The organism is Pyrinomonas methylaliphatogenes (genome assembly GCF_000820845.2).
GTDB classification, from domain to species: Bacteria; Acidobacteriota; Blastocatellia; order Pyrinomonadales; family Pyrinomonadaceae; genus Pyrinomonas; species Pyrinomonas methylaliphatogenes.
This window is the reverse complement of record NZ_CBXV010000001.1, coordinates 25,394-39,403: the sequence shown is the minus strand read 5'-3', so window position 1 is coordinate 39,403 and position 14,010 is coordinate 25,394. Positions and strand designations below refer to the sequence as shown.

Here is a 14,010-nt window from a genome sequence, read left to right as displayed (position 1 = left end):
AGAATCGCTTTCCAATATGGTTCAACCACATGCCGATCTCGCGAAAAGAAACTCGGGATAAAACCGAATTCGCGATTGCATTCACACAAAATCTTATGATAATAATAGAAGCTGACCGATCGTTGGTTTTACCTTTTGCGCTTTTGATGGTAGCATATGCCTAGTCCCCAGCAGCTCGAACGCCGCACCGTCCGAGGGGCCGTCTGGTTCGGAACGGGCGCCTTGGATCCGCCCTCAAGGCCTTGCGAACTCAAATACATCGTCTTCGCTTCGGAAGAAGAGGTCGGGCGCGCCATGCTCGCTGAGCTTGAGGCGTCGGCGCGCGCCAAGGCGGGCGATCTCGCGATCGTGCTTCTCGGCGGACGCGGCGCGCAAGCTTTTCACCGTCAACTCGGCGAATTGGCGCGCACGAGCAGACTGGATCCATTGCTTGCGCGCCTACACGTCTTCACGCAAGATGCGCTCGCGCCGCTCAGGATGGACAACGCCTTCAGCTTCGTGCGCGACTTTGAACGGCTGCTCGGGCGAGATTTCTTCCGCAAGGTGAAGAGTTTTACGCCGATGCGCACCGACGTCGAGGATTTCGAAGAAGAGCTGAAGCGTTATGTGGAGAAGATCTGGTCCGTAGGCGGGATAGATCTCTTCTTTCTCGGCCACGGGCCGGAGCCGGGCGCGGCCTCGCATCTCGCCTACATCAAGCCGGGCGCGGGCGCGCGTGCCGGAGACTGGGCCGGCATAATCCCCATCTCGCAGAGCATCCTCGAGCACCACATCGCTAAATTCAAAGCGGGCGGAAGCCCCGCAAGCGACGAGGACGAGCGTGAGTGTCGCGCCGTGAAGTACATCTTGACGCTCGGCCCGGCGGCCATTTTGAACGCGCGGCGTGTGGTCCAATCGATCGTGGATGCGAGCACCGCTCCGGCCAAACGCGCCAGCTATCGTCGCGTGCTCGAAACCGAGATCGCTAACGATCCGGCAGAGCGCGCCGCGCAGCTCGACGAGAACCCGGGTCTCTGGATACGCCTTCACCCGAACGCCACGTCGTTCATCTTGCCGGATGTCTTATGAGGGAGCGCACATGAGAGGAGAACCATCGGGCGCTGCGCCGCTCGGCGAATACGCGGTCATCGTCAACCCAGAGGACAACGTCGCCGTCGTCAAGCGACGGACGTCGCGCGGATTGCGCCTTTCGTTCGACGGGCGTGTCATCGTAGTTGAAGATGAGATCCCGCCGGGCCACCGCTTCGCGCTCTGCGCGATCCCGCCGGGCGAGTTCGTCCGTCAGTACGGGCAGCCGATCGGCACGAGCCGCGGCATCGGCGCGGGCGAGTGGGTGACGCACGCCAACATGTCGAACGACGTGCCGGTGGTGCGCGATCTGCCCGAAGACCTTCACAATCCGCCGCCCGATTACTTTCCGGAGGAGCAGAGAGCGCGCTTTCGCGGCTTCGTCCGTCCGGATGGGCGCGTCGGGACGCGCAACCACGTGCTCGTCATCCCGACGTCGATGTGCGCCAGCCACGAAGCGCAACAGATCGCCACTTTGGCCGAACACCTTTTCGACGTGCGCGCGCGCTTTCCGAACGTCGATGGCGTGGTGGCGATCCCACATAACAAAGGGTGCGGCTGTCAGGACGGCTCGACGCTGGAAGTCCTTTTGCGGACGCTGGCCAACTACGCGGCCCACCCGAACGTTGGGGCAGTTCTCTTGATCGATCTCGGTTGCGAGAAGACCAACCTGGCACGCATGGAGCGTTGGATGAGAGAGCGCGCCATGGAACTCAACAAACCTCTGGCGCGCATCGGCATTCAAGAAGCGGGCGGCACACGCGCGGCCATCGATCGCGGGCTGCGCGAGATCGAGAAGATGTTGCCCGCGGCGAACGCTGCCGAGCGGCGCGAGGTGTCGGCGGGCGAACTCGTGCTCGGCGTCAAATGCGGCGGGTCGGACGGATTTTCTGGGCTTTCGGCCAATCCGGCGGTGGGCCAGGCAGCCGATCTGCTGGTCCGCTCCGGCGGCACCGTGTTGATGACCGAAGTACCGGAGTTCTGCGGCGCCGAACACATCCTAGCGTGGCGGGCGCGCGATGCGGCGACGGGGCGCGCCGTCTATCGCCTGGTCGATTGGTACAAGGAGTACGCCTCGAAGTTCGGGGCGGTGCTCAACGAGAACCCCTCGCCGGGCAACGTGGCCGGGGGGCTGCTCAACATCACGATCAAGTCATTGGGAGCGATCGCCAAAGGCGGGACGACGCGCGTCGAAGGCGTCATCGAGTACGGCGAGCGCGTGCCCGGGCGCGGGCTGTGGTTGATGCAGGGGCCGGGCTACGATCAGGAATCGACGCCCGGGCTGGTGGCCGCCGGAGCGACCATCGTGCTCTTTACGACGGGGCGCGGGACGACCATCGGCAACGCGATCGCGCCGGTGGTGAAGGTGGCCTCGAACACGCCCGTTTACGAGCGGATGCGCAACGACATAGACCTTTCGGCAGGGACGATCATCGACGGCACGGAGACCATCGAACAGGTGGGCCAGCGCATCTTCGATCACATGCTGCGCGTGGCGAGCGGTGAGGTTCGAGCAAAGGCCGAGGAGAACGGGCATCGCGAGTTTCAGGTGTGGGCCGAACAGACCGTCTCGCTGTGACTCCGGCTCGGCGCTGGATCGATCCGGGATGTCATCTAGGGCGACCTCATCAGCGCGATTTCGAGGATCGGACCGAGAGTGACATCTAGCGCAACAAAGCGCGATGTTGAAACTGCGCATTATATCTGAGGGCGGGCCGGTCCGGCGTGCGGCCCGAAGACCATCAGCCATTCGCCCGGCGAGAGTTCGCCACCGTTCGAACCCTTTGAGCGCCGCTTGCGATGGCGCGCCGCGATGAGTTCGAGCGGTTCGATTTTTATCGGATAACTTTCGCCAGCGCGCCGCCCGCTCTCGAAGAGCGGGTTTGCGGTCGATCACGAAGTTCCAACAGGACGCCTTCTTTAAGATGCGATTCAACACGGAATCTCGTGCGATTCGGTTGGCGCTGACCTGCATTCTCCTTTTCCCTCTCGTCTCCGAATCGCAAAGCGTCTCGAAAGTCTGGGTGGCCGACAACGGCGACGGGACCTATCGCAACCCGATCATTCACGCCGACTATTCTGATCCGGACGTCATTCGCGTCGGCGACGATTACTACATGACGGCATCGAGCTTCAATTGCATCCCCGGACTTCCGATCCTGCACTCCAGAGATCTGGTCAACTGGACCATCATCGGATATGCGCTCAAGCGTCAACCGCCGTTCGATCTTTTCGCGCGCCCGCAACATGGCGGCGGCGTCTGGGCGCCGGCCATACGCTTTCACAACGGCGAGTTCTACATCTACTACGCCGATCCTGATCGGGGCATCTACATGACGAAGGCGAAGGATCCGCGCGGCGACTGGTCCGAACCGTTGTTGATCAAAGAGGCCAAAGGCTGGATAGATCCGTGCCCTCTTTGGGACGACGATGGGCAAGCTTACCTTGTGAGCGCGATGGCGGCGAGCCGATCCGGCATCAAGAGCGTGCTCATCGTCAGCCGGATGAGCCCCGATGGAACGAAGCTCCTAGACGATGGCGTCATCGTCTTCGATGGGCACGATCGGAATCCAACGGTCGAAGGACCGAAATTCTACAAGCGAAACGGCTACTACTACATCTTCGCGCCGGCGGGCGGCGTCGAAACCGGCTGGCAACTGGTCCTGCGCGCGCGCAACGTCTATGGACCATATGAAGTTCGCACGGTCTTGGCGCAAGGGCGCACCTCGGTCAACGGCCCGCATCAAGGCGGCTGGGTCGAAACGCAGACCGGCGAATCGTGGTTCATACACTTTCAAGACAAGGGCGCTTATGGTCGCGTCGTTCATTTGCAGCCGATGGTCTGGCGCGATGATTGGCCGGTGATCGGAAGCGATCCCGACGGAGATGGGACGGGCGAGCCCGTTCTGATCTATCGCAAACCGAACGTCGGGCGCACATACCCGATAGCGACGCCCCCCGACTCCGACGAGTTCGACGCCCCGCGACTCGGGCTGCAATGGCAGTGGCACGCCAATCCTCAACCTAACTGGGCTTTCCCATCGAGCCTCGGTTTCCTTCGCCTGTTCAACGTGCCCGCGCCTGAAGGGAGCAAAAATCTCTGGCAACTGCCCAATCTGCTGTTGCAGAAGTTTCCCGCCCCACGCTTCACCGTTACAACCAAACTGACTTTCACGCCGCGCGCCGACGGCGAGCGAATCGGCTTGATCGTCATGGGCACGGATTACGCCTATATCGCCGTTGAGAAGCGCCCCGATGGTCTTTACGTTCTGCAAGCCACCTGCCGAGGAGCCGATCAGCAAGCGCCAGAGGAGCGAACCTCCGCCATCAAACTCACCGAGCGGACCTTCTACCTGCGCGTCGAGGTCGCCGAAGGCGCCCGTTGCATTTTCAGCTACAGCGCGGACGGCGCGCGCTTTTCGCCTCTCGGCGAGGCTTTCATGGCCAAGCCGGGTCGCTGGATCGGCGCGAAGGTAGGGTTGTTCGCAACGGGACCGGGCACGGCGCGCGAATTCGGTTACGCCGACGTAGATTGGTTCAGAGTCGAATGATCGCCTCACGGCTGAAACCAAAGCCGCGATCTCATCAAGCTCGCCCAATCGAACGATCGATGGCTGAAAGCCGAAGGGGTTCGCGCCACTGAGGCCGCTTCCCGCGCCACATCTGTCAGAACGCGGCCATTGAAACTTTTTCCCTCCGCGAGGAGTATAAAATTCGCTTCATCAAGTGTCCTAACGTTTCGCAGGCTGACAGGATGAATCGATCCCCTTTGTCATGAGCTAGATCAAACTTTCACGCAACGTTCATGGCAAGAGCGTGCGCGATAGAAATGCTCGTTTGAAACCAAGATTTCGGAGCGACGATCATGCGGATGGAGAATAGAAGCTGTGACTCGAACATCGAGCGATCATCCCGTAGATCCTTCCGACACGAGGCACAGAAGCGCATCGCGGCAATCCAATTTTTGCTGATCGCCATCTCACTCACTACCATGCCACTGGTCGCGCAACGGGCGAGCCGCGACCGACGAACCGATCCACTGCCCACACTTGACCCCGCCTATACGGCTAAAATCAAAGAGTACACGACAGCACCTTACTTCTTGACCGAATTGGTCGATCACTTGCCCGCATCGGCTACAGTCCCTTCGCCCGACAAAGTGCTCGGCTACGTCATCGGGACGCCGGGCAAGCTCACCTACACGAAGGACATCCACCGTTACTTCCGCGCGCTGGAGAAGGCGAGCCCGCGCGTGCGCGTCTTTGTCGCGCCCGAAAAATCAGAAGAGGGGCGCGAACAGCTTCTCGTGTTGGTGAGCGACGAAGAGAATCTCGCGCGGCTTGACCGTTACAAAGAGATCACCGCCAAGCTCGCCGACCCGCGCCAGATCACCGAGGCGGAAGCCGAGAAGCTGATCGCCGAAGGCAAACCGTTCTACTGGGCTTCGGGCTCGATCCACTCGCCAGAAACGGGCTCACCCGAAATGTTGATGGAACTCGCCTACCGGCTCGCCGTCGAAGAGACGCCCTTCATCCAAACGATCCGACGGAACTTGATCGTCATGATCACGCCCGTGCTCGAAGTCGATGGGCATGACAAAATGGTCGATATCTACAACTACCGCAAGGCGAATCCCGACAAGTTCGCGCCGCCGCTCGTCTACTGGGGCAAGTACGTCGCGCATGACAACAACCGCGACGGACTCGGAATGGCGCTCGCGCTCTCGCGCAATCAGATGAAGACCTTCTTGGAGTACCATCCGACCATCTTGCACGATCTGCACGAATCGGTGCCGTTTCTTTACACTTCGACCGGAACCGGACCATACAACGCTTGGCTCGATCCGCTGGTCATCGACGAATGGCACGTGCTCGCCTATTACGAGATCGAAGAGATGACCAAGCGCGGCGTGCCCGGCGTCTGGACGCACGGCTTCTACGATGGATGGGCGCCGAACTACATGTTCTATGTCGCCAACGGGCACAACGCCATCGGTCGTTTCTACGAGACGTTCGGCAACAGCGTGGCCGACACTTTGGAGCGCACCGTCGGAGCGCAGGCGCAACGCGATTGGTACCGGCCCAATCCGCCGCTGCCGCGCGTGCGCTGGTCGCTGCGCAACAACATCAATCTTCAGCAGTCGGCGCTTCTGTTCGCGATGAACTTCGTCGCGGCGAACAAGGAGCGTTTCTTGCGCAACTTCTACATCAAGAGCAAACGGGCCATCGCCAAAGCGACCAACGAAGGACCGGCCGCCTACGTCATTCCCGGAGATGAAGCGCGTCCCGTGGAAGCTGCCGACATGGTCAACCTGCTGCGGCTGATGGGCGTCGAAGTTCATCGCGCGACCGCCGATTTCACGGTCAAGAACAAAGACGGCAAGGAGCAGCGTTTCCCCGCCGGCTCTTACATCGTACGCATGGACCAGCCCTACTCGCGCATGGCCGACATGCTCCTCGATACGCAGTATTACAACGTGAACGACCCGCGTCCGTATGATGATACCGGTTGGACCTTGGGCGCGCTGCGCAACGTCCGCACCGTGCGCGTCACGGACACGCGCGTGTTGCAAGCGCCGATGGAGTTGCTGACGAGCGACGCGATGGTGCGCGGACAAGTGATCGGCTCGGGCGCAGCCGGTTACATCATCAACCACAACACCGATAACACGCTCGCGACGCTTCGTTTCCGTCTGGCCGATGTGCGAATGGAAGCGGCGGAAGATCCGTTCAAAGTCGGCGACCGGCAGTTCAACGCCGGCTCCTTCATCATCCGCGCCGAAGGCAATCCGCCCGATCTGCGTCAAAGGCTCGAAGCGGCGACGGCTGAACTCGGCTTGACCGCCTACGCCGTCGAGAAGCTGCCCGAAATCAAAGCGCATCCGCTCGCCGTGCCGCGCGTGGCGATCCTCCACACGTGGACCAATACGCAGAACGACGGTTGGTTCCGCATCGAGTTCGACCGGCTGAAGATCCCTTACACGTACATCTCCGATCAAGTGGTGCGCAACACGCCGAACTTGCGCGCGCGGTTCGACGTGATCATCTTCCCGCCCGTCGGCGGCACCGCGCAAGCGATCGTCAACGGTATCCCGAAGCGCGCGGGCGACGCCCCGATCCCGTGGCGAGGCTCGGAGATGACGCCGAACCTCGCGCTCTCGCCCGATCAAACGGATGACATGCGCGGCGGGATGGGACTCGAAGGCGTGCTCAACCTGCGCCGATTCGTCGAAGAGGGCGGGCTTTTTATCCCGATCACCAACTGCGCGCGCGTCGCGCTCGATTACGGATTGGTCTCCGGCGTCGCGATTCAAGAGCCGCGTCAGCTCCAAGCGCGCGGTTCCGTTTACAACGCCACGTTCGCCGATCGCCGCAGCCCGATCGCTTATGGGTACGGCGAGACGCTGGCCATCTACTTCAATCAAGCGCCGCTCTTTCGCGTGCAACAACCGACGGCGCGCATGGAGGGTGGCGAGATGAGCGGCGGGCGTCCATCGGGGCGTGGGAGTCCGACCGACCCGGACATCGTGCAGGCGATGCCACAACCCGAGCCGACGCCAGCGAGACCGTCGAGATCGGGCGAAGAGCAGTTGACCGAAGAACAGCGCCTCATGCTCGGACCGTTCTTGACTCCAGCGAACGAAAGGCCGCGCGTCGTCCTGCGCTTTGTGCCCGACGAGAAGAACCTTCTGGTGAGCGGCATGCTGGCCGGCGCCGCGGAGCTAGCGGGCGCGCCAGCGGTGATCGACGTTCCGGTTGGTCGCGGCCACGTCGTGCTGTTTGCGACCAATCCGATGTGGCGACACCAGACGCAAGGCAGTTTCTTCCTCTTGTTCAACGCGCTGCTTAACTTCGATCATCTGGATGCGGGGCGCAGATGATAGCCAGCCTCGCCGCTCGAAGCGGCGGGGCTGTTTACCGCGCTCCAGAAGCGGTTTGTCGCGATGAGAGAGGCCATCGAGCGGCAATATGCCAGTAGCCGCCAGACGCGAAGCGCCATCGCGTGAGTTTGTCGCGATGAGAGAGGCCATCGAGCGGCAATGCTGCTAATTGTTTACCGAATCTCGGAAGCTGCTTGTCTCTGAAAGAGGCTGAAGCCCCCAACACCCCAAGAAAGCTGTTTACCGAATTCGGAATTTGTCTCGACGCGCGCTGTGGCGTCTCGGAAGCGCGCTTTCGCAAGAAAGCTGTTTACCGAATTTCGGAATTTGTCTCGGAGCTCGGCACTACATCCTTTAGCATGAACAAATATTCCTTAGGCGGGATTTGCCCATACCTCGGGTTCGAAGCTATCACCCAAAACCACCCGAAAATAAGTGGTTTCGGGCGAGTAAGCTGCGCCCCCTTACTCCACAGGCTCCGATACCGCGCAGACGATAGGTTCGCGATTGATACGTTAACCTGTCGCCTGAGGGCTTGCTCCTTACCGCCGCGCGAAACTGCCCATCCCGCAAGAAAACGTTCCTTGAGGTTTCTGGCGGCGTTCACGTCAGCATGGAGATTCTTTCGACAAACTCGGCACTCAAACTGATCTCTCACCCTTCTGTTCTCTTCATCAACATAACTACATCAACATAACTACACGACGAGCAAGTGATGAGCGCCTGAGACTCCTCTCTTTTTCGTCTTCAATGACGATGATCGTTCCGGTCGGCATTTGATGGCCCTTTATGTAGCCCTCTTTGCACAAGCGCCAAGCCGTCCTGTAACTGACGCCGTTCTTTCTCGCCCAAACGGAGAGTTTCATGTCGAACATGTTACAAAAAGATACTGTTTGTTTATATTTTATGCGGATAGTCGCGAAGCCTCTCCTCGATCCCCGGAATTTGCGCTCTATCGTTGCCGTGCCCGATGCCGCGCGCACGCCCCTCATCGAACCTTGGGATTTGCGGTCCGCCGCCGCTCTCGGGCGTCAATAGATGCGCGCACCCCGCAACTGATGAAGAGTCGCAACGATTCGTCGGTATCCATTGCCTCGCCTCTCACACTGAACATTTGAAGAGTCCGACCTTTCTAATCGATTCGCTCGGCATCAACGCGCCGACCATTCCCATTAAACTTTGGGACTTATTAAACTTTGGGACTTACCGGGTTGACATCGGGCGAGGGTTCGATTATATATATTCGCCGGTTCTTGAAAATAGTTTTCAATTTCATTTTCAGATCAAAAGAGATGATCTCAAACTCCATGCCATCTTACGGAGGTAGTCCAATGCTCTGCTCTATCGGATCCCTTCGGTGCGCCATCCTCGCGTTGCTCTCTCTCGCGCTGCCGCCCTGGGCGGTGGCCCAAACGCTCGACTTACACGGCAGCGTTACAGACAAAAACGGCGCTGCCGTTGTCGGAGCACAAGTCCGTCTGACCGATAAGCAAGGAAGAGGGGTCGCGGAAACGGAGACCGATTCCGCTGGCGAGTTCCGCCTGCAAGCTCCAGCCGCCGGAGAGTACCTGCTCCGCGTAACGAAGCCCGGCATGGCCGAAACGACGCGGAATTTGCGCCTCCCGGACGAAGCCGCGCAAACCGTCAATTTGACTCTCGAACCGCGACCGCTAGCGGGCGAGGTGACGGTCGTCGCCAACTCCGAATATGTCTCGGTCGAGAGCGAGACGGTCGCCAAACTTCCCATCCCAACGCGGGATCTGCCGCAAGCGGTGGAGATCGTCAATCGCCAGTTGATGGAATCTCAAGCTGTCCGCTCCATGCAAGATGCTCTCTATAACGTGACGAGCGTCGTTGTGGCGCAGGGCGAGGGGCGGCGCGACCAATTCCTCATCCGCGGCTTTAACGCGCTCGGCGATCAGTTCATCGACGGCATACGCGACGATGCGCCTTATTATCGTGAACTGGCCAACGTCGAGCGAATCGAAGTGGTCAAAGGTCCGGCGGCTGTGCTCTATGGCCGCGGGTCCTCGGGAGGGTTGATCAATCGTGTGACCAAGCGTCCGAGCTTTGAGGGCGCGGTCGGCAACGCCGATCTGATCTTCGGCTCTTATGGCCTGAAGCGCGGCGTGATCGATGTCGGGCGTCCGTTGATTAGCGATAAGTTCGCCTTTCGCCTGATCGGCGCGGGCGAAGAGACCGGGAGCTTTCGCCACTACTTCTTCCTTCGTCGCGGGTTCATCGCCCCGTCGCTCGCGTGGCGTCCGACTTCGGACACCGACGTTCTCATGCAAGTCGAGTACTTGCAAGATCACCGCTTGCCCGATCGCGGCCTGCCCTCTTATCGCGGGCGCCCGGTGGATGTGCCCGTCGGCACTTACTATGGCTATCCGGACAAGGATTCGATCACCAATCGCGCTTTCTCGCAGGCCATCAAAATCGATCATAAGATCGATGGGGCATGGTCGGTACGCAACGTCTTCCGGCATATCGGATATGCGACCGATTTCTACAACACCGGACCGAACGGCATCTCCGTCGTAAATGGGCAATTGCGCGTCCTGCGCTTTCAGTATAGCGGCAGTTCGAGGCAGGACAATTACTTCAATCAAACGGAAGCGACCGGTTCGTTCCGCCTCTTCGATTGGCAGCACCTTGCCCTCGTGGGCATCGAGCTCGGCGCGCAGGATCGCGCGAGCACGATCTATCGCAATAGCACGGCCAGTTCGGTCGCGCTCATCGATCCGGTGCTGACGTCACCCATTACCTCGAATCGTCCGACGACGAACAACGATTTCGATGGGCGCGTCCTCGGCCTCTACGCGCAGGACATGATCACGTTCGCGCGACAGTGGAAGCTGCTCGCTGGCGCCCGTTTCGATCGCTTCAATCAAAAGCTGGTTGATTTCCTAGGCGGACCGACGCTACAAAGGATCGATCGCGAGTGGAGTCCGCGCGTCGGGCTGGTCTATCAGCCGACGCAACTCGTTTCGCTCTACGTAAGCTTCACGCGTTCGTTCCAACCGTCCGGCGAGAACCTCTCTCTGGCGACGAACAACGCCGAGATCGGGCCTGAGACGACGCGCAACTATGAAGCCGGCGTGAAAGCGACGATCGTGCCATGGCGTCTTAACACGACGCTCGCCGTTTTCCGCCTGGAGCGCGACAACATCAAGACGACCGATCCGCAAAATCCGACGCGCCTGCTGCCCATAGGCAAACAGCGCACCGATGGGCTCGAGACGACGTTTGCCGGAACGCCGCTTCGCGGATTGGACCTGTTTGGCGGATTCTCGCTGCAATCGGCACGCATCGTGCGCTCGACGAGCGTCTCTGCCGGCGTTCCGCTTCAAGGCCGTCGCGCCGGGCTGATCCCACAAGCGATGGGCAATCTCTGGATGACCTATGCGCTGCCGAAGAACTTCGCCATCGGATTCGGCGCTTACGGACGAAGCAAAGTCTTCACTTCGGCCAACAATCTCGTCACGCTGCCCGGCTTCATCCGTTTCGATGCCGGGCTGTTTTGGCGTCGCGAGCACTACGAGGCCGGCATCAATCTGCGCAACATCACCAATCGTCGCTACTATGAAACATCTAACGGCGATAACGGCATCCTTCCGGGCGCGCCTATCAATGGTTCATTCACGCTGCGCTATCGCTGGTAGCGTCGCCCTAAGTCCGCACACCAACGCCTGCATCAATGGTCAGTCCGTGATCGTGGGCCGACCATTGGCGTGGGGATGAAACCAGCGACTAAATTCAGTTAAACATCATTCCGGAGTCACACTATGAGCACAGAGATCCTATCGGATGAAGAGAGCATCGCGATTTCCGAGCCGGCAAAATCGCCGAAGCGCAAGCCGCGGCTCAAGCGCGCGCTCTTTCAGATCCACCTGTGGACCGGCATGCTCACCGGACTGCTCATGCTGATTTTCGGCCTCACGGGCAGCCTGCTCGTCTTCTATCCCGAATTGGACGATGCGCTCAACGAGCGCCTGACGCATGTTGCGCCGCGCCGCGAGCGCGCGTCTTTGCAAACCGCGCTCGAAGCCGCGGCGCGCGCACATCCGGAACTGCGCGCGCAATCGCTCAGCCTTCCGACGAGCGCGGATCGAACGATCGTAGTTCAGATGCGCGCCCGCGGCGGTCCGGGCGGACCGCCCGCCGGCCTTTCAGTCTACGTTGATCCCTACACGGGCACGGTCGTCGGCGAACGCAATCGCAACGATTCATGGCTGTGGCAGATTCGCCTTTTGCACTCGAATCTGCTCATGGGGCGAACGGGTCGCTTCATCGTCGGCATCTGCGGTCTGCTTCTCGCGCTGCTCTGCGCGACGGGCATCTGGCTCTGGTATCTCGGCTGGAAGCGCCACAAGCGCGGGCTTGGCGTTCGGTGGCGCGCCTCGTGGAAGGCGCTCGCGTGGGATCTGCATCACGCGAGCGGGTTCTACAGCCTGCCCATCGTGCTCGTCATCGCGCTGACCGGAGCCTATTACGCCTGGCCGCAGGAGATCAACAAAGCCGTTTATCGCCTGACGCGAAGCCAGCAATCGCCTCCTCCGCGCCTCCCGGCACAAACGAGAGACGGTTCCGCGCCGCTCGTCCTGGACGAACTCGTTCGCATCGCCGACGGCGCGTTGCCACAGGACCGCACCGTACAGATCAATCTACCCGCTTCGCCCGATGAACCGCTCGTCGTCATCAAACAGCCGCCAGCAGATGTGGGCCGCTTCGTGCGCAGCCGCGTCTTTCTGGACCAGAAGGACGGCGAGGTTTTGCGCGTCGAAGATGCGCGGCGCGCCCCGCTCGGCGCGCGGCTCGTCGCCTTGATCACCCCCCTGCACTTCGGGACCATCGGCGGCGCGCTCACGCGCTGGCTTTGGTTGCTCGCCGGACTCATCCCGCCGCTCCTCTTCATCACCGGATTTCTGATGTGGTGGAACCGCGTAGCGAGCAAGTGGCGACGTTGAGGACGGGGTCTGCCCCTTACGACGAAAGCTCGGAAGCGAGCAGCTCTGACGCGAGCTTCTTTATTGCGCCCGAGAGATGATCCTTACGACGAAAGCTCGGAAGCCGTCGTTTCCTCGACCGCCGCGACAGGCAGCCTGCGCTTTGCGGCGAAGCTTGACAACGGATCCCGCTTTGAAGCATAAGCTTGGCGCATCGGGCTGCGCCTGAGATTATGCCCGTCAGACGAAAGGCGAACAGCTTCGACCGAGCAAAGGGGCGCACGAATCGCGATGAAGATCCACTATCTGCAGCACGTCCCGTTTGAAGATGCTGCGAGCATCAAAGACTGGATCAGCAAGAACGACCTCCGCGCATCCTGCACGCGCTTCTATGCGGGCGACCCGCTACCGCAGATCGATGATTTCGACTGGCTCATCGTGATGGGCGGACCGATGAACGTTTACCAAGAGGATCTCTACCCTTGGTTGACCGAAGAGAAGAGGTTGATCGAACGCGCCATCGCGCATGGGAAGACGATCATCGGGATATGTTTGGGCGGGCAGTTGATCGCCGACGTGCTGGGCGCGCGCGTCTTCCGCAACGCGCATAAAGAGATCGGTTGGTTTCCCATCGAACTGACCCGTGAAGCGTTGACCTTGCCTCTCTTCGACTCCTTCCCGCAAAGGATGATCGCCTTTCACTGGCACGGCGATGCGTTCGAGCTCCCGTCCGGCGCGATGCGCCTTGCGAGCAGCGAGGCCTGCCCAAATCAAGCCTTCATCCACGGCGCTCGCGTCATCGCCCTCCAGTTCCATCTCGAAAGCACGCCGCAGAGCATCAGGGCGCTCATCGAAAACTGCGCCGACGAGATCGTCGCTGGCGATTTCGTTCAAACGCCGGAGCAGATGCTCGCCCAAAGCGCGGCGTGCGCCACCATCAACGCAGCGCTCCATCGCCTGCTCGATCGCCTTCGCGCGCTGCCGCCTTCCGCGAACCCCGTCCGCCATTAGGATTAGTAATCGCCCGATAAATCGAATCGCCTTGAAGGGGCCGCTCCACCGACCTACAATAATGTTCCGACGATGCCGCTTTCCGACAAGATTGTCGGGAAG

Annotated in this window: 7 protein-coding genes; all 7 read left to right on the top strand. The window is 60.5% G+C overall.

All coding sequences use genetic code 11. The features are described from left to right. Positions 1 to 156 precede the first annotated feature (156 nt). On the top strand, positions 157 to 1,068 hold the full coding sequence (locus tag PYK22_RS00140) for a 6-phosphogluconolactonase (RefSeq protein WP_060635154.1): 912 nt from the start codon (positions 157 to 159) through the stop codon (positions 1,066 to 1,068). Between the two features lie 10 nt (positions 1,069 to 1,078). Further along, positions 1,079 to 2,647 (top strand): UxaA family hydrolase, encoded by a 1,569-nt coding sequence (locus PYK22_RS00135; protein ID WP_041973005.1) that lies wholly within the window; start codon positions 1,079 to 1,081, stop codon positions 2,645 to 2,647. A 346-nt stretch (positions 2,648 to 2,993) separates the two neighbouring features. Then, positions 2,994 to 4,619, top strand: a complete 1,626-nt coding sequence (locus tag PYK22_RS00130) for a glycoside hydrolase family 43 protein (protein WP_041973504.1) — start codon at positions 2,994 to 2,996, stop codon at positions 4,617 to 4,619. 440 nt (positions 4,620 to 5,059) lie between these two features. Further along, a complete protein-coding gene (locus tag PYK22_RS00120; protein ID WP_041972999.1) occupies positions 5,060 to 7,948 on the top strand; it encodes a M14 family zinc carboxypeptidase in 2,889 nt (962 codons plus the stop codon). A gap of 1,331 nt (positions 7,949 to 9,279) precedes the next feature. After that, entirely contained in the window at positions 9,280 to 11,613 is a 2,334-nt protein-coding gene (locus tag PYK22_RS00105) for a TonB-dependent siderophore receptor (RefSeq protein WP_060635153.1), read from the top strand. Between the two features lie 123 nt (positions 11,614 to 11,736). Further along, positions 11,737 to 12,918 (top strand): PepSY-associated TM helix domain-containing protein, encoded by a 1,182-nt coding sequence (locus PYK22_RS00100; protein WP_041972991.1) that lies wholly within the window; start codon positions 11,737 to 11,739, stop codon positions 12,916 to 12,918. A 270-nt stretch (positions 12,919 to 13,188) separates the two neighbouring features. Then, positions 13,189 to 13,908, top strand: coding sequence for a type 1 glutamine amidotransferase (locus PYK22_RS00095; protein WP_041972989.1), 720 nt, complete (start codon positions 13,189 to 13,191; stop codon positions 13,906 to 13,908). The last annotated feature ends 102 nt before the right edge of the window (positions 13,909 to 14,010 follow it).

What these genes read in the sequence shown, in the direction of transcription:
- PYK22_RS00140 (WP_060635154.1), top strand. Translation starts at nt 157, where the DNA reads ATGCCTAGTCCCCAGCAGCTCGAACGCCGCACCGTCCGAGGGGCCGTC.
- PYK22_RS00135 (WP_041973005.1), top strand. Translation starts at nt 1,079, where the DNA reads ATGAGAGGAGAACCATCGGGCGCTGCGCCGCTCGGCGAATACGCGGTC.
- PYK22_RS00130 (WP_041973504.1), top strand. Translation starts at nt 2,994, where the DNA reads ATGCGATTCAACACGGAATCTCGTGCGATTCGGTTGGCGCTGACCTGC.
- PYK22_RS00120 (WP_041972999.1), top strand. Translation starts at nt 5,060, where the DNA reads ATGCCACTGGTCGCGCAACGGGCGAGCCGCGACCGACGAACCGATCCA.
- PYK22_RS00105 (WP_060635153.1), top strand. Translation starts at nt 9,280, where the DNA reads ATGCTCTGCTCTATCGGATCCCTTCGGTGCGCCATCCTCGCGTTGCTC.
- PYK22_RS00100 (WP_041972991.1), top strand. Translation starts at nt 11,737, where the DNA reads ATGAGCACAGAGATCCTATCGGATGAAGAGAGCATCGCGATTTCCGAG.
- PYK22_RS00095 (WP_041972989.1), top strand. Translation starts at nt 13,189, where the DNA reads ATGAAGATCCACTATCTGCAGCACGTCCCGTTTGAAGATGCTGCGAGC.